The following is a 20,068-nucleotide window of genomic DNA, read 5'->3' as shown; positions in this document are numbered from 1 at the left end:
CAGCGACCGAGGGCGGCGAGCGCGGCTGGCCGGTGGGTCACCCCTGACGGCCGATGCTGTCGATCCTGATGCGCAGCGCGCCGATGACCGCCGCGTGGACCGGGTGCATCGCCTCCTGCTCGTCCACCGACAGCAGGTTCCCGGCCGCCGCCCGGCGTAGTGCCGCAGCGAGTGGCGCCCTGTCCGGCTTCGTCGCCAGTTCGGCCAGCAGCGGTTCGCAGGCCGTTCGCTGCCGCAGCGTGCCGGTGTGAGCGGCCGCCACCGCGGCGATCACCGTCTCGTGGTCCGCGACCACCTGGTCCAGGCCGAACAACTCGGCTACCGGGATTCGGTACGCCGCTTGCACCGCGTCGGCGACCGCCGCCTCCGCCCGGGGCGGGGTGCCGATTACCTCGGTGACAAGTTCCCTGAACCGTACGCCGGGCACCTCCTCCACGACGGCGACGATGCTGTCCAGGGTGGGAATGGAACGGGTGCCGTCGGGCTGGTACAGGTGTGGTGCCAGGTACCGGATCGTCAGGTCGGCCGAGGCGTCCTGACCGTCCAGGGTGCAGACGACCGCCGAAGCGAGCAGATGCGACGCCTTGGCGGTCGGCGTTCTGGCCGGTCCGTCACCGCTCGCGAAGTAGTAGTGCTCCAGCGCGATCAGTGGAAGGCTGACGTCCTGGCTGTCCATCCCGTCGTACGCGTCGGCCAGCGCCTGCCGACGCCACGGCGCCTCTGGTGCCAGCGATCTCGCGGCCCGATCCAACGCCACGTCGAACTCCGCTCGAGTCTCCCGGTCCAGGTTGTCCGAGAGCACCGCTCGTACCTCGTCGTACATTTCTCCGATCTCGGCGATGCGTCGAAGAGGACTCAGCAGCGTGGCCCGGTCCAGCTTGTGCAGGGCGAGCTCGACGCGACTCGCGCCGCGCAACCGCATGTTCGCCGCGAGATCGTCGTGGAATTCGAGGGCCAGCTCCCAGTGGCGCAGCGCAACTGCGGCCAGCAAGCCGAGGGTCAGCAGTTGGTCTCGTACCGTCGACGGGTTCACCGGGTCGGTGCGGCTGGGTAGGTCCGGTTCACCGCGCAACTCGTTGCGCAGCGGTGCCAGCTCCGCGAGGACCTCCTCCCAGCGGCGCAGGTCGTTGAGGAGTTGTAGTCGCCGTCCGAGATCGAATCGCTGGCTCCAGAGCCCGAATCCAGCTCGTCGACGATGCGCGATGGCCTGATCGGCGTACGGCAGCGCCTCGGTGAATTGCTTGCGGACGCGCAGCAGGCCGCTGAGCTCCGCTGCCCGCAGCCCCGCCCGCACGTGATCGTCAGCGTCCACCGCAGCGCGGTAGTCGGCTTCGGTAAGGGCCAACCGATCGTCCTCCGGGCGGCCCCGCACTTTCTCCCGCCACCGAATCGTCTCCAGCACTCGGCGGATGAGGGCGGCGTCGGCTGGATGAAGCTCGGCGACCAGGGCGGCAGCGTCGCGCTCGCCGCCAACCACCCGACGGATCGCCGCGGCTGTCCCGCCGGCGTCGGTTCCCGGCCTCATCGGCTGCAGGATCGCGGTGAGCTGCCGATTCGCCTGCACGTCACCCGCCGCCGCCATGGCGATCATCGACATCAGACCCTCCCAGCGCAGCAGATTCCCGGTCAGGTCGAAGCCCTGCTCTTCGGCGGCACGCCGGACGTCACCGAGAAGTCCATGGAACTGTTCCTCGGCCCGGCTGCGACACTGCTCCGACGCCTCGGCCCCCCGAGAGATGCGGTCCTGTTCCGCCGGATCGGCGGCGAGCAGCGCGTGGACCACCTCGAGAAAGCGCACGCCGTCGACGCGCTCTACCCGGGCCGCCAGCGCCGCGAGGTCCGCCGGCAGCCAGCTCTGCCCGTAGGTGTGCAGATCGGTGGCGACCGGGTGCAGGAACGCGGTCAGCAGGGCCGAACCGGTGACCCGGGTCAGCAGCGCGGCGGCCAGGTGGTGGCCGAGCTGGCCGGCCGGATCGCTGCCGAGCTTCCCGAGATGGTTGCCGAGCATCTGGTGGCCGGCGGCCAGGTCGGCGGCGAGCGGATGCCGGTAGCCCAGCCGCAGCGCGGTCTGTTCCAGGGCCACCGCCTCGGTCAGGTTGCCCTGCTTCGCGGCGAGCAGGGCCCGGGCGCCGATCGCCCGGGACAGGTTCAGCTCGGCGCCGTGCTCGTCGAAGACCCGCTGGCAGTACGTCAGCACCTTCCGCGCCTCGTCGAAGCGACCAAGCTGAATCAGTGCGTTGGCGTCGTTGAACCAGAAGAACGCAACCTCTGCCTCGGCCGCCCCCCGCCGTTGGACGCTGTCCAGCAGAAGCTGGTTGTGGTCGAGCGCGACCTGCCACAGTTCCAGGCTCAGAGCGGCACTCACCGCTAGGCTGAGGGCCGTTTGCCGAACGAGCCACGCCACTTCGCCCTCCGGCGGCCCGTCGGCGGCGGTCGGCTCCGTCGACAAGGTACGCAGCTCGTCGAGGAGTTTCGTCACCTCGGTCAGTGCACGCCCGGCCTGGCCGCTCTCGTGCATCACCTGCAGCCGCGTCACCCGGGCTCCGGCCCGTCTCCATGGACCCGCGCGCTGAACCAACTGCTCATGTCGCTCGGCAAGCTCCAACGCTTCGGCGAGCCGTCCCTGCTGGTGCAACTGGTTGGCCAAGGCGCCGGCGGCGACCGCTGCGACCTCCTCATCAGGTGTGGACAACGCCTGTCGCAGCAGCCGTTCCGCCTCGACCGGGTCCAGGGGTTGCAGCGCCATGGCGACGACCAGGTCCCGTCCGGGTGTGGCAGGGTCCAGAGCGGCGGCGTAGGACAGGGCGGTCCGCGCGGTCCGCGGGCTGGTGTCGCGGACCAGCGCCGCGCCGAGGCATCCGGCCGCGCGGGCGAAGCTCGACTGCCGGAGCAGGTACGGCACCGCCGCGAGAAACGCGCCGACCACCACCGAGGTGCTTTCCCGGTCACCGCGGGCTTCCTGCGCCCGGGCGACCTGCTGCCAGGCGTCGGCAAGAACGAGGTCCACCGCGCTGGCGACGTGCGCCGGCGTGTCGACCCGTACCGTCGCAGCGACGGTCGGGTGCAACTCGTACCGGATCACGTCGGTGGCCCCTACCACGCCGGCACCTGCCGGCGCCGACGTGCCCGTGAGGGTCCGCCGCTGCGTCAACGCGGCAGCGACGAGCACCGACAACAGCCCATCGCTTGGTGGGGCCGCGCCCGGCCGACCCACCGCCCCCCAGAGGTCGGCCCAGGCCACGCGGAGGGTGCCGGGGAAACGGTGTGCCGGCTCGACCGCCGCGAGCATCTGCACCACCAGCAGTGCGGCCGGATCGAGCCGCCGTACCGTTTCCCGGGTCCAGCTCGTCAGCGTCTCGCCGAGCCACTGCTCGTCGGCGGCCGGCCGGCCGGTCACCTGGAGCAGGCGGGCCAGCTCCGCCGGCTCGACCGCCGCGGCGTCGGCCAGCTCCAGCAGCTTCGGATGACCGTGCGCGGCGGCCAGCACCGCAGTCACCAGCTCCCGGTCCAGCCGGTACGTCGATTCGTCCGCCGACATCGAGCCGGCTGGACCGGGTGAGCTGGCAGGGTCATCGATGTGTAGCAGCCGCCGAAGGTTGGGCAGTTGCCGGACCAGGGCCCCCGCCTCGCTGTCGGACAACGGTTCGACGCCTATCTGGCGTACCCCGGCACCGGTGGGTGCGGCCGGCGGGATCCGGCTGGTAACCAGCAGCCGGGTCGGTCCGGAGCGGGTGGCGAGCACAGTGAGTAGGTCCGACCACCGTCGATCGCGCCACCGCCCGTCCGCCGTCAGGAGTGACTCGGCATTGTCCAGCACGAGCAGGGTCCGGTGCCGGTCGCACCGGTCGAGCAGTTCGGCGGCCACCTTCGGCCACCCCTGCCGATCGTCGGCCGCGGCGAGTGGGGAGGCCACGGCGTCACTGACACCACGGTCGACGGTGTCGAGGAAGGCAGTCACCGTGTCCTGCTGGTCGACGTCCCGCTCGGGAGCTGACCAGAACACCACCCGGTCGAATTCGGCCCGATGCCGGTGCGTGAGTTCCACCGCGCAGGCCGTCTTGCCCAGCGCTGCCATCCCGGTCAGCACGATGACCGGGGTGCCGCTGTCCGGCCCCAGCGCGGCCCCTGCCATCGTCATCACCTGCTCCCGGCCGACGAACCGGTCCGGCGCTGCAGGCGTGGACCCAGCCGACGGTGGCCTCGGCGGTGAGGTGGACCCCGTCAGCGGGTCGGCGGAGACCAGCTGTGCACTCGCCGGCGCGGTCAGCAGGTCCGCTCCGACCAGGCTGACGTCATCCCGACCGATCAGCACCGGCGCTGCCAGCGACAGTGCCGGCCGGGCCGCCGACACACCCGCCGCGGCGACCTTCCGGACCGCCTGCGCCGCCGCCGTGCCAACATCCAATCCGTGGTCGATCAGACCGGTGTAGAAGGCGATGGCCAGGTCGCCGGCGACATCGTCGGTTACCGGGTAGCGCATGGCCAGTACCGTGCAATCCAGTTCACGTGCCAGCCGCACCCCCAGACTGGCCGGCGCGCCGGCGAGATCCGTCACCTGAGCTCCGGGCTTGTCGAGATCCACCCAACGCGGTGGCGTAGCCGCCGACTCGCACGCCGAGACGAATACCAGCCGCAGTCGGCCATGACCCGGACGGAGTAGGTCCACCAGGGACGACGCGTCGACCTCGTCCGGCGCACCGCCCGGGCCCTCCAACAGCAGCCTGCTCTGCCGCCCGTGGCCAGACAGGTGCAGCACGTCGGGGCCACCGTCGCGTGCCATCCGGTCGGTCAGCACCTCGCGGGTCACGCCCCACTGGACGATCTCCACCTCGACCGGGCGGTCCAGCTGGTGGATCAGCTGAGTCAGCTGCTGCCGCTCCGAGCGCAACCGCAACGCGGTCGTCCCGGTCGGCAGGCTGAATACCGCCAGTAGCCGTACACCGGTAGCCGATGGCATCTTCGCGTGGACGCTGTCGGCGGTGACCGTGAACGACACCTGCACCCTCTCGGTCCGGGCCAATGGGACGCCGTCCAGGTGGGCCAGTTCCAGGGGCAGCGCGGTCAGGAACGTCGCCTCAGCCACCCTGATCCGCAGGCGCACCGGAGTGTGTCCGCCGAGCTCCGCCATGACCGCCGGGCCAAGAACCTCCAGTGCGATGAACTCGCCGAGCCGAGCCACCACCTCGGCCGCGCTCGCCACCCGCCGGTCCGGCTCCGCGCGCCAGCTCAGGTAGGCGTGCAGGTCGGTCAAGGCGGCAACCTCCCAGCGCCGTCGGTCGAGCGTGACGACGTGTTCGGCGAGCTGCCGACCGGTGCCCGGATCGACCAGCACCCATCGCCAGTGCAGCGGATCGAGCACGTCGACAGCGCACAGGTCCAACCGTCGTACCGACGTCTGCTGGGCGGTGTCGACCACGGCACTCTCCCCATCGCTCAAAGGGCGGTTGTCGAGTGAACGGTGCGCCTCCACACTGGCACGGTGACCGAAGAGGAACCCAGCCGCGACTGGCCACCGCAACAGCCCGATCGGTGTCCCATCTGTCAGGTCCCGCCCGAGGCCAGACACCTCGACACCTGCCGGTTCACCGGCATCTGGCAGGAAAGAGACGACCGGCGTCGGTAGCGCGGCGGCACCCGGACGACCTGCCCGTACCGCCGCCAGGGCGAACATCGAGGGCGATCACCGGAGATCGCCCGGTTGGAGTCAGGCAGCCGGCTGTGGTGTCGGATTTCCGTCAGCGGCCCGGCCGCCGCCGGGCGGATCCGCCGGCCCGGGACGCGGATGCTCGGCAAGGTCCGGATCCTGCGGAGGCACCGGGGGATCCGGCGGGGCGACCCAGCGGATCAACCGGTTGAGCCACCGCACCGGGCGGCGGCGATCCGCGTCCGCAGCCCACCACCGTGCCCACCAACCAGGGCGACGCCAGGCGATCAGGATCGCCATGGTCTCCGCCACGCATCCCCACCCGAGTACGGTGATCGCGGCCCACCGCGTACCGGTCAGGTTCCGCGGATCGGCCGGCACCAGGAGAACTGCCGCACCGATCAGCAGGAACAGGACCCCCAGGTTGTAGTGGCGGCGGGCACGGCCGATCCAGAACCGCCACGCGGCCTGGTGACGTCGCAACTCCCACTGGACGACACGACGCCGCTGCAGGTCCGCGGCGTCCGGATACCAGGCGAGAGCTTCGCTCGGTGTCACCGAATAGCCACGAGCGCGGCCGTGCGACTGAACCGCCCGCAACAGCAGGATGATCGCCGCCCCGAACAGCAGCAGAGACAGGCTCGGCCACCTCAGGGCGTTCTCGATCTGCAGCACCAGGCCGAGCAGCGTGACCGCTGCCGCCGCCAGCAGAGGTGCCGCTATCCCGCCCAACCCGTCAGCAGCCTGGTAGGCACCGTAGGGATTCGGGGGAGCCGCACCATAGCTGGCGATATCCGTAGGTGGTCCATAGGGCTCTGTCGCCATCGGGCCATCGTGCCAGCCAAACGCCACAGGAGGATAAGAGTGCCGGGGATGATCGCGCCGCCGTAATCGCGCACCCAGGCGCTCAGCGCATCTCACAACGGGCCGACCTGCACTGAGGTCTTCTCGGCAACGAGACGGTTGCGGTGTGTGACGGGGGGTAGGTGCCGCTCGTGGCCTCAGGCCTGCGGTGCCAGGGTGCGTACGACGCAGAACTCGTTGCCCTCGGGGTCTGCCATGACCACCCAGTTTCGGTCTGAGCCTTGGCCCACATCCGTCTTGGTGGCACCGAGGCCGAGTAATCTGGTCACCTCGTCCTCGGTGCTGCCGTCGATCGGACTGACGTCGAGGTGGAGTCGATTCTTCACGGTCTTGCCCTCGGGCACCTGGATGAACAGCAGTGTGGGCGGCATCTGGCGGGCCCGAACATCCTCAACGGTCGGCACCCAGGAGCCGATCTCGACCTTGCCCTCGCTCCGGTCGATCACCTTGAAGTCCAGCACCTCGCACCAGAAGGCCGCGAGTCTCTCCGGATCGTGGCAGTCAACGGTTAACTCGGTGAACCTACTTGTCATGACTCTCCCAGATAGTGCGGGCGGGGCTCAGAGTATTGGCCAGGCCGCCCGTCCGACAGGTCTGCGAAGATCACGTTCCGTAACCCAGAGGCTTCACGCGTTGACCAATATCACCTACACCGCAACACTCGACGTCGGCAGGGAGACCGCCGAGACTCTTGCCCAACTCTTGCGCGAGCACCGCGAACGGCTCGGCACCCGCAGGGGGACCCGCGCTCTGGGCGTCTTCAAGCAGGGTGTCCTGGTGCTGCGGTGGTTCGTCGACGGGACCCGGCTGGCCCAACTCGCCTGGGACAACGGGGTTACGGTGCCCACCGCGTACCGCTACTTGCACGAACGGCTGACCGTGCTCGCCGACCACGCCCCGGATCTGTCTACCGCGCTGGAACGGGCGGCTGCCGCCGCCTACACCCATCTCAACCTGGACGGCACCGTCATCCGCCCCGGCCGCGAGCATGACACCACCTGCGCCCGCACCCACGGCCTGGTCGACGCCCTCAACCGGCTCGCCTCCACCCTGGACATCCCCACCCTGACCGACCTCGGCTACGAGAACGCCGGCGACGGCTTCCGTCACCCGGTCAAGAAGCCCAAGGGCAGCGAACTCGACGACGAGGAGCGGGCGTTCAACTCCATCATCCGAGGCGTCCATGCGGTCGCCGAGCGGGCCAACGCCCTGCTCAAGGTCACATTCAAGGCCCTGCGCCGGGTCAGCCTCGACCCCCAGCGGCATCACCCGGATCGCCCGAGCCGCCCTCGTCCTGCTCCAGCTGGAACACGGCCGCACCGCCTGACCGAAGATCACGAACCGTCACGAGTCGTTACCGAGAAGGGTTCACTGTCTTACCACGGGGAATCGGCAGGTCAGGAAAGGGCGCGGCGGCGGTAATGCCCGACGACGCATAATGGTCCGACCGGCAGCGAGGCGATGTGTCGGAAGCGGCAGGCCGGCGGCGGCCGAAATCACGGGAGGATGGCGGCCACGGTGAAGCAGGCGATGCCGAGTGTGACCCGGAACACCCGACAGCGGGCAGAGGTGCTGGCGCTGTTGCGCGAGGTCGAGGGTTTCCACTCGGCGCAGCAACTGCACCAGATGCTGCTGGCGCGCAAGGCCGGGGTCGGCCTCACCACCGTCTACCGGACGTTGCAGCTGCTGGTCGATGCCGGTGAGATCGACTCGACTCGGCTGCCGGGCGGCGAACAGCTCTTTCGCCGTTGCAGCCAGAGCAAACACCACCACCACCTGGTCTGCCGGGACTGCGGGCGGACGGTCGAGGTGGCCGGGCCGGCCGTGGAACGGTGGGCCGACCAGGTTGCCGTGCAGCACGGGTTCGTCGACGTCGGTCACACCTTGGAGATCTTCGGCACCTGTGCCGAGTGCGTGCGCTGAGCGATCAACGGGTCGTTTCTTGAGGCCAGGGCGGGGAGAAATCCGCAGAATCCGGCCTGGCCGCTCCAAGTCGGCCGAGCGCCCTCCGGCGATCTGCTGACTTCGCGCTGTCGACGGCGATCCGGTCGCTGGGGCAACCAGATGGCGGTCGACCGTCAGGTGCCGGACCCGACCGTGGTGGGTGGCGTGAACCAGCTGCGGGGCCGGTCCAGTCGACCGGCACCCCGATGGTCACCTGCCCTGCGCCCCGCGGCGGGCGTAACGGGTCGGTAGTCGGGGTGGATTCCGGGCTTCATGCGGGTTGCGCTCCGTCGGTGTCGGTGTCGGCCGGTTCCTCCGTCCCAAGGGCGAAGCAGCCGGCGAACGGGTCGTGGTAGGTGCGCCAGGTTTCTTCGCCGTCGGCGAGTTCGTCGTCGGTGAGCAGGCAGCGGGCGAGGGTCCGGTGCAGGTCGACGGGGTCGACGTCGAGGCCGATGAAGACCAGGTGCTGGTGACGGTCGCCGTAGTAGGGGTCCCAGTCCAGGGCGGCGGCGAGACGGCGTTGGTCTTCGACGTGCTCCCAGCGGTCCTCGGGCAGGCTCACCAGCCAGTGTCCGAGCGAGCCCATGGACAGACCGCCGCCAGCGAACTCCCAGGCCACCACGGTGTCGGGTTGGCTGGCCAACCAGAGGTGGCCTCGGGAGCGGATCATCTCGACGTTTACCTGTTCCAGGACGTCGTGCAGGCGTTGCGGGTGGAACGGACGGCGGGCGCGGAAGACGGCGGATACCACACCGCAGTCGGATTCCGGATCGTGGGTGCCCAGCGTGTAACCCTGCAGGCCGCGGACGAGCAGCCCGGGGGTCTCCGGTCGGTGCCGATCGGTGTGACGCAGTTGGCGGGTCAGGGCGCTGGCGTCGACGAGGTCACCGTCGACGCGGATGTGCACCGCCCAGGGCGCCATCCGCTGCAGCAGGACCGACAGCCGGCTGGTGTCGAACTCGCCCTCCCGAGACTGGCCCCAGAGCAGCAGGGTGTCGGCGTACTCGATCTGGCGGACCACGACGTCGGCGAGCGCGCGGTCGTCGTCGTCCGCGGCCTGGATGCCGAGTGCGGTGAGGCCGTCGGTGCTGGCGAGGCCGTCGAGTAGGTGTTCGGCGTCGAGGACGGTGACGTAGGAGTCGACGCGGATGAGCTCGGTGATCGGTGCGCCGTCGACGAGGCAGTGGGCGCAGGCGGCGGCGACCGCCTCCGGCTCGACCACTTCGGGCAGCATCAGCACCAGGTCCTGGCCGGGATGGTCGCGGGCGAGTCGGACGAGGGTGGGCAGCACGTCTTCGCGCAGGGTGCAGGAGATACAGCCGCGCCTCAGGTCGACCTGCTCGTCCTCGATGATGCCTGCGCTGGAGCGGACCACCCGACGTACGACGCCGTCGCGGATCCCGGTGAGGTCGTGCCGCACCAGCAGCAGTGACTCGTCGGCGGCGAGCAGCGCACGAGCGACGGCGAACGTCGGCGCTGGCCAGAACCCGGACAGCACCGTCAACGACGGCCGCGTGTCAGCCTCCGTTGTCACGACGTGGGTCGGGGCCTGTGGTGACGACGACATCGCACTCCTCTCAAACATACTTGAAAACGATTGTCATTCTAAGCACACGAAAGCCGGCGAGGCGAATGGCGGCCCGAGAGGCGTGGCCGGGCCTGCTGCCGGCGACCCGGGGCAGCTCTGCCCGAACGGATGATGTAGAACTGAAAACCATTGTCGTTATCGTTCAGTCAGCAAGGAGCGTTCACTGTGTCTCGACGTTGTGACGTCACCGGCGCGAAGCCGAGCTTCGGCAACGCCGTGTCCCACTCCCACCGGCGTACTCGCCGCCGGTGGAACCCGAACCTGCAGAACCACCGCTACTGGCTGCCGTCGGAACGGCGATGGGTCAGCCTCACCCTGACGACGAAGGCGCTGAAGACCGTGCGCCGGCACGTCGAGTTCCGCGAGGCCCGCTGATGGCCAAGAAGAGCCTGGTCAATCGGCAGGCGCGCCGCGAGGAGCAGGTAGCCCGGCACGCCGAGGGGCGGGCGGAGCTGAAGCGGCTGGTCAGCCATCCGGACACCGACCCGGAGGTACGCGCCGAGGCGGTGCGCCGGCTGAGCCGGCTGCCGCGGGACTCCAGTCCGGTCCGGCTGCGCTCGCGCGACCAGATCGACGGCCGCCCGCGCGGGGTGCTCACCCGGTTCGGGTTGTCCCGGGTGCGGTTCCGCGAGCTGGCTCTACGTGGCGAGCTGCCCGGCGTGCGCAAGGCGTCCTGGTGATGTCAGCACATGTACCACCGCGCGCCGGTACACGCGGTGCTGAAAGGTGCCGGCGCACACGCGCGCGCCTGCTTCTGGTAGGCGTCGCGCGCCGACCAGGGCCGCCGGCTTCGACCCTCGTCGTGCGGGCGTTGGCGGATCGACATCGCCGGTGACAGGTACGGCGAGACCTGCCCCCTGGGCCACACGGAGGGAGCGTCGGGCATCGGTGCGGCCTGCGCCGAAGGCTGAGTCGTCGATCCGGCATCGGCTGCCGCGATTGTTCAGCGTGCCCGGTGCGGCAGGAGAAGGCAATGACTTCGCGTGGTGTTCGTCGGTTCCGCTGGATTGTCGACGCATGCATTGACGAGCGTCGCCACATATGCGCATTCGTTAATGTGGCGGCAAGGTGTCCAGTCGCTCGTCTGCCGCCTCTTGGCGGGCGTCGGAACATCGGTTACGTTGAAGCAGGCCGTCGTCACGAAGGGTTTTTCGGCGAGAGGGGTGGCGGCGGCGTGGCGCCACGACTCAGCTGAGGAGTCGCATTGCCCTTTCATCTGGCTCCGCAAATCGATCCGACACTGCGGTCGGCAGTCGACGAAACCGTCCTGTTGACACAATTGGCCGACGCGATGGGATCTCCACTCGGCGTGATTCTGCCGCAGCAATTGTCGGAGAACGTCGCCGCATTCCGGTCGGTCTTCTCCGACCACCACCTCTCCGGTCAGATCTATTACGCGCACAAGGCCAACCGATCCAGCGCCCTGGTTCGAGAACTCGCCGCCACCGACGCGGGCATCGACGTGGCGTCGCTCGCCGAGTTGCAGCACGCGCTCGGTGCCGGCTTCGTGCCGCAGCGGATCATGGCAACCGGGCCGAAGAACAAGGAGTTCCTCTGGCTGTGTGCGCGCACCGGAGTCACCGTCAGCGCCGATTCGGTCGGCGAGTTGGCGGCGCTCGCCGCACTGGTCGCGGACTGGTCGTTGCCGCGCGTACGGGTGATGGCACGCCTGTCCAATTTCACCTCGACAGGCGTGCAACTCGGCAGTCGCCGCAGCCGCTTCGGGGTGTCGGCCGCCGCGACGAGCGAGGTTCTCGACGTGATCGAGAAACACGCCGACGCCCTGGATCTGGTCGGAGTGGCGTTTCACCTCGACACGATCGGGCTGCCAGAGAAGGCTGTCGCGTTGGAGGGCTGCCTCGGCGCGCTCGACGAGTGCCGCCGACGCGGTCTGCGGCCATGGTCGGTGGACATCGGCGGTGGGTTCGGCGTCAACTACCTCGCTGACGGTGCGCAATGGGAGCAGTACACCTCCGCGTTGACCGAGGCGGTGCTCGGCCGGCGGGCGCCACTGACCTGGAACGGGCACGGCTACGGGTTGCGCGCCGAGGGTGGCCACGTTCGGGGCTCGCTGAACCTGTACCCCGCTCACCGGCCCGTCTCCGGCCCCGCGTACCTCGATCGGCTGCTGCGAACCAGCGCGCCCGAGCAGCGCCGCCCACTCGGCACACTGCTGTTGGACAACATGTACGACCTGCACGTCGAGCCGGGTCGGGCCCTGCTCGACCAGTGCGGCCTTGTCCTGGCCAGTGTCTTGGAGGTGCGTGACGAGGCCGACGGCGACACGATCGTGCGCCTGGACTGCAACGCACGCGATGTCAGCTTGGAGGAGCACGGCGTCCTGATGGACCCGGTCGTCGTGCACCGGACGACTCCGGCCGGCCCAGGACCGGTGGGGGTGTACCTGTTCGGCAACCTCTGTCTCGAAGCGGATCTCATCACCCGACGCAAGGTCTTCCTGCCGTCCAGGCCCCGCCCCGGCGACCTGCTGGCCTTCGTCAACACCGCCGGCTACCTCATGGACTTCAGCGCCACCCACGCGCTGCGCCAGCCGATCGGCCGCAAGGTCGCCCTCTACCGCGACGACGGCGCGTGGCGGTGGTGCCTCGACGAGCAGTACTGGCCCGTTCACCATCGTGCGGAGGCGCCATGAGGTTCGAGACCATGACCGATGCCATCGGCAACACCCCGCTGGTGCGTATCGACCCCGCGGTGCACGGTCTGCGCAACATCGACCTGTACGCCAAGATGGAGCTGCTCAATCCGTTCGGCTCGCTGAAGGACCGCGCCGCGTGGAACATGGCCCGCCCCCTGCTCGCCCAGGCCGTCGAGCGCGGTGACACCGTCGTCGAGTTGTCGAGCGGCAACACGGCCAAGGCCCTCGCCGTCATCGCCGGGATGCACGGGCTCAGCTTCAAGAGCGTCACCAACCGCATGAAGGTCGCCGAGATCAAGGACCTGCTGCTGTTGCTCGGCGCGGAGATCGACGAGCTGCCCGGGCAGGCCGAGTGCCTCGACCCCACCGACACCGACGACCCGCTGACCAGGATGTACCACCGGCTCGCCGGATCGGGCCGCGGCTACCTGCACACCGACCAGTACTTCAACGAGCTCAACGTCGACGCGCACCTCAACGGCACCGGCCCGGAGATCGTGAAGGACCTCGACGGCCGAGCCCCGGACTACTTCATCGCCTGCGTCGGCACGGCAGGCTCCTCCACCGGCGTGGCGACCGCGCTGCGCCAGCACAACCCCGACGTGCGCGTCGTGGGGTTGGTGGCGCACAAGTCCGACTTCATTCCGGGGATTCGCACCATCGACGAGGTGCACGAGGTCGGCCTGTTCGACCCCGGCGTCTACGACACGGTGGAGACGATCACCGCTGACGACGCCATCGATGGCCTGCTGACTCTCGTACGTCGGTGCGGCACGCTCGCCGGGCCGACCGGTGGCGGCGCCTACCAGGGCGCGGTACGCCATCTGCGGGCCGTCGACGCGCAGCTCACCGAACGCCGTACGGCGGTCTTCATCGTCTGTGACCGCGTCGAGAGCTACATGAGCTATCTGCGGGAGCGACGCCCCGAGCTGTTCGGTCGGCCGCCACGGCGTAACTCCGTCCGTACGGTGACCGACGCGGAGGTGCGGCAGGCGGCGACCGTCGATGTCGCGGAAGCCGAGCGGTGGATCACCGAGCGCCGAGGGCTGGTGGTGGACCTTCGCAGCCCGTTCGCGTACCAGGCGTTGCACATCGACGGCTCGATCAACATCGTCGACGAACTCTTCGCCGAAATGCTGCACGGCGGGCTGCCGTTCGGTCGCCGCCAGCCGGTGCTGCTGGTCTGCCCGGTGGGGGAGAAGTCCGCCCGCTACGCCGCTCTGCTGACCCGGATGGGTCATCCGGACGTGCGCTCGCTCGACGGCGGGATCATCGCCTGGCGCGACGCCGGCGCCGAGCTCGTGCGCGACTGAGATGGACGTTCTCGACGAGCTGCGCCCGTGGCAGGAGACGTTGCGCGCCCAGTTCCCGCTGATCACCGCCAACCCCGACGTGGCGTACCTGGACAGCGCCGCCACCTCGCAGAAGCCGCAGGCCGTCCTCGACGCCGTCCTGGCGTATCTGACGACGGGAAACGCCAACGCCGCCCGGGGCACGTACCCGTGGGCGAACCGGACCACCACCCGCATCGAGCAGGCCCGCGACCGGATACGCCGGTTCCTCGACGATCCGGCGCCGCAGCGATCGGGTGTGCACTTCGTCAGTGGCACCACCGAGGGTCTGCGCGCCATCGCCCGCGACTGGCTCGCCCCGCAGCTGCGCGACGGCGACGAGATCATCGTGCCGTTCGCCGATCACGCCGCCAACAACGAGCCCTGGCTGGAGACCGCGGAGCTGCTGCGTCGCCAGGGCGCGTCCATCGGCGTTCGGGCCATGCCCTACGACGCCGCCCACGACTACGACACCGACCGGCTCGCGGCGATGATCAACGATCGGACGCGCCTGATCGCCGCGACCCACGTGCACCACGTCTACGGCAACGACATGAACGTGCACAGGCTGCGGGCGGTAGCCGGACCGAACGTCCCGATCTGTCTCGACGCCGCGCAGGGCGTGGGGCACCTGCCGCTGTCCACCGCGACCACCGATGTCGACTTCGTGGTGTTCTCCGGGCACAAGGCGATGGCGCTGCCGGGTAGCGGCGCGATCTGGGCGCGCAACCAGCGCGGTCCGGCGTACGCGCCGGCCGGCTGGCGCGGCTCACCCAACACCAGTGGCATCATCAGCCTGGTCGCCGCGTTGGACTGGCTCGACGTCGCCGGACTGGACCGGGTCGCCCGATGGAACACCGCGCTCGGCGCGCGGCTCACCGAGGGGTTGCGCAAGCTGCCCGACGTCGAGGTGCTGGGCTGTCAGAGCAGCCTGGCGGCCGACGCCCCGGTGCAGCAGCGCCAGGGCATCGTGGCCTTTCGCCACCGTCTGATCGGGTCGAACGACCTCGGGTTCATCCTGGCCGCGCACGGGCTTCTGGTCCGCGCGGACGGTCACTGTCAGGGCGACCAGGGCGAGAAGACGGCATCCGTACGGGTGAGCCTGCACGTCTACAACACGGCCGAGGAGATCGACCGGCTCCTGTCGGTCCTGGTCGAGTTCGACCGCGATTGACGGACACGCACCGCGATGCGCGGTTTTGCCGGCTCGGATCGCCTATCCTGTCGGAAATGGCTTCCGTTATCGTGTAGCCCTCCTGTCCGCGCGTCGTCCCGGAGTGCACCCATGGCAGCGACCACCGGCGCGCCCGGCGCCGTGCTCGACCCAACGCAGATCGTCCGGTGGCGCGAGGCGTGGTCCCAGGTCATGGCAGGATTCGTGCCGCACCTCGCCAGTCTTGAGGAGACGCTGTGTCGTGTCGCCGAGGCTGTTGGCGGGCGGGCGCCCGGCCGGGTGCTGGACCTCGGTGGCGGCCCCGGGCTCCTGGCCGAGCGAATGGCGCGGCGGTGGTCCGACGCAGAGATCACCCTCATGGACATCGATCCGGTTCTGCTCGCGCTGGCACGCGGTGCCTTGACGGGCGAGGTGCGGGCGCTGGAGGGTGACCTGTCGACGTCGGGCTGGGTGGACCGTGCGGGTGGCGGCTATGACCTGGTCACGGTGGTCATGACCCTGCACTACCTGCCACTGGCCCAGGTGCGTGCGTTCTACGACGACGCCCGTCGCTGCCTGACCCCAGGCGGACTGCTCATCGTCGCGGACCTCATGCCCGACGAGGGGCTCCCGTCCCTGATGGGCGCGTTGAACCCGGCCCCGAACGAAGCCGCTGCGGAGTTGGCCTGGGCGCAGTGGTGGAGCGACATCAGGGAGATGGACGTGTTGCGCCCGCTACTCGCACAGCGGGAGGCGATCTTCGGGACCCGCCTGCCGGCCGAGTTCACCGCTCCGGCGTCATGGCATGCGACCACCGCCCGTGAGGCCGGATTCGACCAGGCCGGGATTCTCTGGCGATGTGGCAGGCACGCGGCGCTGGCGGCCGTGGCCTGAACGCCGACCGCCCGGTCCCGAGCGCCGCGGGGACGACACATGCACGTGTGGTCATCTCGCTATTAGACGATACTTAGCGAAAACGATTACCGTTCCGCATCTCAGGAATGGAGTGTTTTCGTGAAGCATGGACAACGCATGATCATCGCCGCGGCGACCGCCGCCGCGCTCGTTCTTCTCGGCGGTTGTGGCTCGGGTGACGGTGCCGCCGAGGGCGGCAGCAACGCCTCGTCCGGCACCCGGCTCGCCGTGGTCGCCACGACCCCCGAGGTGGCCGACTTCGTCCGCACCATCGGCGGCAGCGACGTCACCGTCACACAGATCATCAAGCCGAACGTGGACCCGCACGACTACGAGCCCACCCCGGCCGACATCCAGGCGATCGGTAAGGCCGCCATCGTCGTCAAGAACGGTGTCGGCCTTGAGGAGTGGCTCGACCAGACGATCGAGTCGGCCGGCTTCAAGGGCACCGTCGTCGACTCCAGCCAGGGCGTCACCCTGCGCGAGGGCGGCCACGAGGAGGGCGAGGAAGGCCACGAGGAGGGCGAGGGCGCGCACGAGGGCGAGGAGCACGACCCGCACATCTGGCACAACCCGCTGAACGCCAAGACGATGGTCGCCAACATCGAGAAGGGCCTCGCCGCGGCCGATCCCGCGCACGCGGCGGCCTTTGCCGGCAATCTGAAGAACTACACGGCGGAACTCGACAAGCTCGACGCGGACAACGAGGCCGCCTTCGCGCGGATCCCTGCCGATCAGCGCAAGCTCGTGACCAACCACGACGCCTTCGGCTACTACGTCGACCGGTACAAGCTGCAGTTCGTCGGCTCGGTCATCCCCAGCCTCGACACCTCGGCCGAGCTGAGCGCGAAGCAACTCAACGAACTCGTCGCGAAGATCAAGGCGACGGGTACGAAGGCCATCTTCGCGGAGACGTCGCTGCCGCCCAAGAGCGCCGAGGCGATCGCGAACCAGGCGGGCGTCAAGGTCATCGGCGGCGAGGACGCCCTCTACGGCGACAGCATCGGCGCCGAAGGCACGCCCCAGGGCACCTACCTCGGCGCGGAGCGGCACAACACCCAGGTCATCGTCACGGCTCTGGGCGGCTGACATGGACGATGTCGCGGTGGCCGACGCCGCCCTTCGCTACATCGAGGTGAGCGTCGGCTACCACGGCACGCCCGTGCTCACCGATGTAGACCTCGACCTGGTCCCCGGGCAGCGCCTGGCCCTGATCGGGCCCAACGGCGCCGGCAAGTCCACGCTGATCAAGTCGATCCTCGGCCTGGTGCCGGTCCTCGCCGGCACGTCCACAGTGCTTGGTCGTACGCCGGCCCAGGCCCGGGCCCGCACCGGATACGTGCCCCAGACCGACACCCTCGACGCCGACTTTCCCGTGACCGCCGGCCAGGTCGTCATGATGGGTCGCTACCGGCGTATCGGCTGGTGGCGTCCCACCCGCCGCGCCGACCGACGAGCCGTCCACGAGGCACTCGACCGCCTCGGCCTCGCCGATCACGCGCGGACCCACTTCGGCGTGCTCTCCGGCGGCCAACGTCAGCGGGTGCTGCTCGCCCGCGCCATCGCCGCCGAGCCACGGCTGCTGCTCCTCGACGAGCCGTTCAACGGAGTCGACGCGGTGAGCCAGGACGCCATCCTGTCCGTTCTTCGCGAACTCAGCGCGGCCGGGACCACCCTGGTGCTGAGCACCCACGACCTGACGGTCGCACATGAGCTCGCCGACACGGTCTGCGTGCTCAACGGCCGGCAGTGGGCGGTCGGCCCGCCCGATGAGACGTTGACGGCCGATACGCTGCGCCGCGCGTACGGCGGACACGCCATCGAGGTGGCTGACGGCCGGACAGTGCTGGTGGAGCCGTGATCGAGCCGTTCACCGCACCGTTCATGGGGCGTGCCCTGGCCGAGCTCGCGCTGCTCGCCCTCATCTGCGGACCGGTCAGTGTCTTCGTCTTCGCCCGCCGCCTGTCGTTCGTCTCCGACGCGCTGACGCACACCGTGTTTCCCGGCGTCGTCATCGGGTTCCTGGCCGGGGGCATCGAGGGCATCGTCGTCGGGGCGCTGGTCGCCGGCGTCGTGACCGCGGTGGTGCTGACCCTGCTCAGCCATGGCGGGGCGTTGTCCGACGATGCCTCCACCGCCGTGGTGCTCACCGCCATGTTCTCGATCGGCGTGGTGCTCGTGTCACGGCGCTCCTCGTACACCTCGGATCTGACGTCGTTCCTCTTCGGGCGCATCCTGACGGTGACGCCGCGTCAGATCGCGGAGACCGCCGTGCTGGCGGTCGTCATCCTCGGGCTGCTGCTGATCAGCGCCCGCGCCCTGATCTTCCGGACCTTCGACCCGGCCGGAGCCGCCGCCGCCGGCTTCCGGATCGCCTGGCTCGATCTGTTACTCAACATCATCGTCGCGCTCGTCGTCGTCGCCGCGGTACGCGCCGTCGGCACCATCCTCGTGGTCGCGCTGCTGATCGTGCCGGCCGCGGCCGCGCGCATGCTCACCACACACCTGTCGCTGATGGCGGTGATCGGCACCGGTCTCATTCTCGTCGCCGCATACGGCGGCCTGCTGGCCAGCTGGACCGCGTCGGTCGACTACGGCATCTCCCTGACCTCGGCCTCCGCGGTCGTCCTGCTGCTCGTGCTCGCCTACCTGCTGCTGCTCCCGCTGGGCGTGCTGCGGTCGAGGCGCAACCGCGGGCGGATCCTCTCCGACGCAAGGAGGTCTCCGCATGAACTGGTGGGATGACGCGCTGCACCGTGCCACGGCCGAGGTGCTGCTCTCCGGCGCGCTCGCCGGACTCGTCGGTGTCCACGTCGTGCTCCGCCGACTGTCCTTCTTCACCATGGCACTGACCCACGCCACGTTTCCCGGCGTGGTGGCGGCCTCCATCATCGGCGTCAACATCCTCGTCGGCGGTGTGCTCGCGGGCGCGGTCGTCGCGCTGGGCGTCGCCGCACTCAGCCGCCACAGGAGCCAGAACACGGCCGCGGCGACCGGCGTCGTGCTCTCCGGCGGCTTCGCGCTCGGCGCCGGGCTCGTCGCCACCCAGAACGGCTTCAGTCGAGACCTGACATCGTTCCTCGTCGGATCGGTCCTCACCGTCAGCCCGCAGGACCTCGTGACCACCGCGGTGGCGCTCGTCGTCGTCGCGGCCGTCCTGCTGGTCTGCGCCCGTCCACTGCGCTACACCGGCTTCGACCGGGCCGGCGCGCGGGCGGCCGGTTTCGCCACCGGTGTCTGGGACGTCGTGCCCCTGCTCGCCATCCAGGTGGCGGTCGTGACGATCGTCCCGGCCATCGGCACGATCCTCGCCCTCGCCCTCATCGTCGCGCCGGCAGCGGCGGCGCGCCAGTGGTCGCACCGGCTGAGCATCATCACCGCCCTGGCCGTCACACTGGGCGCTCTCAGCGGGCTCGGCGGCCTGTACGCGTCGAGCCGCTGGGACGTCGCCGCCGGCGCGAGCATCACCCTGACCGCCACCGCGATCCTGGCGCTGTCGACCGTGCTGTCCCGGCTGGTCAGATCCAGGCCAACGGCGACCGCCCGCCTGCGGGCCGTTCCCGCATGAACACCGCGCACCTCGACGAGACGAGGACCGCCCTGGACCGCGCGGTGGTCGTGCTGCGCGCCATGGCGTACGAGCACCGGATACGCATTCTCGTGCTGCTGCAGGACGGCGAACAGACGCCGGCCTCCCTGGCGGAGGAGATGTCCGCGGACTCGACGATCATCGCCCGCCACCTGCGGTACCTCAAGGAGGCCCGGTTGATCCGGCGTAAGCGTCGCGGCCGAGAAGTCACCTACACGCTGCAGGGGGAGGCCACCAGGCGGCTCATCACGGAAGTGCTCCACCACGCCCGGCACTCGGCCTGAACATGGCACCGGAGGTCGTGTCAGCCTTGCCGCCGGGCGCCGCCCAACCTGGACTGCACCGGTTGGCACGCGACGTCCACAGGTAGTACAGCGTCCGGTT

The 20,068-nt window shown here is 69.7% G+C and carries 16 protein-coding genes and 1 pseudogene; 13 read left to right on the top strand and 4 right to left on the bottom strand.

From position 1 onward, the window contains the following. Positions 1-37: 37 nt before the first annotated feature. From ABGB10_RS16755 to ABGB10_RS16745, 3 genes are all read right to left on the bottom strand, one after another. On the bottom strand, positions 38-5,416 hold the full coding sequence (locus ABGB10_RS16755) for a hypothetical protein (RefSeq protein ID WP_347661773.1): 5,379 nt from the start codon (positions 5,414-5,416) through the stop codon (positions 38-40). Positions 5,417-5,704: 288 nt separating this feature from the next. Continuing rightward, a complete protein-coding gene (locus ABGB10_RS16750; RefSeq protein WP_347661772.1) occupies positions 5,705-6,469 on the bottom strand; it encodes a hypothetical protein in 765 nt (254 codons plus the stop codon). Between the two features lie 176 nt (positions 6,470-6,645). Continuing rightward, complete coding sequence (locus tag ABGB10_RS16745) at positions 6,646-7,041, bottom strand: VOC family protein (protein ID WP_347661771.1); 396 nt, start codon at positions 7,039-7,041, stop codon at positions 6,646-6,648. 109 nt (positions 7,042-7,150) lie between these two features. On the opposite strand from ABGB10_RS16745, the pseudogene ABGB10_RS16740 reads away from it, so the two are divergent. Together ABGB10_RS16740 and ABGB10_RS16735 are read left to right on the top strand one after the other, a co-directional pair. Continuing rightward, positions 7,151-7,835: pseudogene (locus tag ABGB10_RS16740) on the top strand (transposase family protein). A 179-nt stretch (positions 7,836-8,014) separates the two neighbouring features. Beyond that, complete coding sequence (locus ABGB10_RS16735) at positions 8,015-8,431, top strand: transcriptional repressor (RefSeq protein WP_347661770.1); 417 nt, start codon at positions 8,015-8,017, stop codon at positions 8,429-8,431. Positions 8,432-8,723: 292 nt separating this feature from the next. Here the strand turns inward: ABGB10_RS16735 and ABGB10_RS16730 are convergent, their stop codons facing one another. Continuing rightward, entirely contained in the window at positions 8,724-10,019 is a 1,296-nt protein-coding gene (locus ABGB10_RS16730; RefSeq protein WP_347661769.1) for a GTP-binding protein, read from the bottom strand. Between the two features lie 186 nt (positions 10,020-10,205). Here ABGB10_RS16730 and rpmB point away from each other — a divergent pair, with 186 nt between their 5' ends. The 11 genes from rpmB (at position 10,206) to ABGB10_RS16675 (ending at position 19,968) form a co-directional block, all read left to right on the top strand. Further along, positions 10,206-10,415: a 50S ribosomal protein L28 gene (gene rpmB / locus ABGB10_RS16725; RefSeq protein WP_347661768.1), complete on the top strand. Its 210-nt coding sequence runs from the start codon at positions 10,206-10,208 to the stop codon at positions 10,413-10,415. Next, positions 10,415-10,720, top strand: coding sequence for a 30S ribosomal protein S14 (rpsN, locus tag ABGB10_RS16720; protein WP_347661767.1), 306 nt, complete (start codon positions 10,415-10,417; stop codon positions 10,718-10,720). The genes rpmB and rpsN overlap by 1 nt, the downstream gene beginning before the upstream one ends. Before the next feature lie 629 nt (positions 10,721-11,349). Next, complete coding sequence (locus ABGB10_RS16715; protein WP_347661766.1) at positions 11,350-12,693, top strand: Y4yA family PLP-dependent enzyme; 1,344 nt, start codon at positions 11,350-11,352, stop codon at positions 12,691-12,693. Then, entirely contained in the window at positions 12,690-14,009 is a 1,320-nt protein-coding gene (locus ABGB10_RS16710; protein ID WP_347661765.1) for a pyridoxal-phosphate dependent enzyme, read from the top strand. The genes ABGB10_RS16715 and ABGB10_RS16710 overlap by 4 nt, the downstream gene beginning before the upstream one ends. 1 nt (position 14,010) lies before the next feature. After that, positions 14,011-15,201: an aminotransferase class V-fold PLP-dependent enzyme gene (locus tag ABGB10_RS16705; protein ID WP_347661764.1), complete on the top strand. Its 1,191-nt coding sequence runs from the start codon at positions 14,011-14,013 to the stop codon at positions 15,199-15,201. A 111-nt stretch (positions 15,202-15,312) separates the two neighbouring features. Then, positions 15,313-16,074: a class I SAM-dependent methyltransferase gene (locus tag ABGB10_RS16700; RefSeq protein WP_347661763.1), complete on the top strand. Its 762-nt coding sequence runs from the start codon at positions 15,313-15,315 to the stop codon at positions 16,072-16,074. Positions 16,075-16,194: 120 nt separating this feature from the next. Then, a complete protein-coding gene (locus ABGB10_RS16695) occupies positions 16,195-17,184 on the top strand; it encodes a metal ABC transporter substrate-binding protein (protein WP_347661762.1) in 990 nt (329 codons plus the stop codon). Position 17,185: 1 nt separating this feature from the next. Further along, the gene (locus ABGB10_RS16690; RefSeq protein WP_347661761.1) at positions 17,186-17,956 is read left to right on the top strand and encodes a metal ABC transporter ATP-binding protein; all 771 of its coding nucleotides are present in this window, start codon (positions 17,186-17,188) and stop codon (positions 17,954-17,956) included. Next, the gene (locus tag ABGB10_RS16685) at positions 17,953-18,840 is read left to right on the top strand and encodes a metal ABC transporter permease (protein WP_347661760.1); all 888 of its coding nucleotides are present in this window, start codon (positions 17,953-17,955) and stop codon (positions 18,838-18,840) included. Before ABGB10_RS16690 ends, ABGB10_RS16685 begins: the two co-directional genes overlap by 4 nt. After that, complete coding sequence (locus ABGB10_RS16680; protein WP_347661759.1) at positions 18,824-19,663, top strand: metal ABC transporter permease; 840 nt, start codon at positions 18,824-18,826, stop codon at positions 19,661-19,663. The genes ABGB10_RS16685 and ABGB10_RS16680 overlap by 17 nt, the downstream gene beginning before the upstream one ends. Next, complete coding sequence (locus ABGB10_RS16675; RefSeq protein WP_347661758.1) at positions 19,660-19,968, top strand: metalloregulator ArsR/SmtB family transcription factor; 309 nt, start codon at positions 19,660-19,662, stop codon at positions 19,966-19,968. The genes ABGB10_RS16680 and ABGB10_RS16675 overlap by 4 nt, the downstream gene beginning before the upstream one ends. Positions 19,969-20,068 lie beyond the last annotated feature (100 nt).

This window comes from Micromonospora sp. B9E7 (assembly GCF_039871815.1).
Classification (GTDB): domain Bacteria; phylum Actinomycetota; class Actinomycetes; order Mycobacteriales; family Micromonosporaceae; genus Micromonospora.
Note: the sequence above shows the minus strand (reverse complement) of the source record. Positions and strands in the feature narration are given on the sequence as shown.

Bases quoted from the DNA above. Each gene is read 5' to 3' on its own strand.
- rpsN (WP_347661767.1), top strand. From the start codon at position 10,415: ATGGCCAAGAAGAGCCTGGTCAATCGGCAGGCGCGCCGCGAGGAGCAG.
- ABGB10_RS16750 (WP_347661772.1), bottom strand. From the start codon at position 6,469: ATGGCGACAGAGCCCTATGGACCACCTACGGATATCGCCAGCTATGGT.
- ABGB10_RS16710 (WP_347661765.1), top strand. From the start codon at position 12,690: ATGAGGTTCGAGACCATGACCGATGCCATCGGCAACACCCCGCTGGTG.
- ABGB10_RS16675 (WP_347661758.1), top strand. From the start codon at position 19,660: ATGAACACCGCGCACCTCGACGAGACGAGGACCGCCCTGGACCGCGCG.
- ABGB10_RS16730 (WP_347661769.1), bottom strand. From the start codon at position 10,019: ATGTCGTCGTCACCACAGGCCCCGACCCACGTCGTGACAACGGAGGCT.
- ABGB10_RS16705 (WP_347661764.1), top strand. From the start codon at position 14,011: ATGGACGTTCTCGACGAGCTGCGCCCGTGGCAGGAGACGTTGCGCGCC.
- ABGB10_RS16680 (WP_347661759.1), top strand. From the start codon at position 18,824: ATGAACTGGTGGGATGACGCGCTGCACCGTGCCACGGCCGAGGTGCTG.
- ABGB10_RS16735 (WP_347661770.1), top strand. From the start codon at position 8,015: ATGGCGGCCACGGTGAAGCAGGCGATGCCGAGTGTGACCCGGAACACC.
- ABGB10_RS16690 (WP_347661761.1), top strand. From the start codon at position 17,186: ATGGACGATGTCGCGGTGGCCGACGCCGCCCTTCGCTACATCGAGGTG.
- ABGB10_RS16745 (WP_347661771.1), bottom strand. From the start codon at position 7,041: ATGACAAGTAGGTTCACCGAGTTAACCGTTGACTGCCACGATCCGGAG.
- ABGB10_RS16700 (WP_347661763.1), top strand. From the start codon at position 15,313: ATGGCAGCGACCACCGGCGCGCCCGGCGCCGTGCTCGACCCAACGCAG.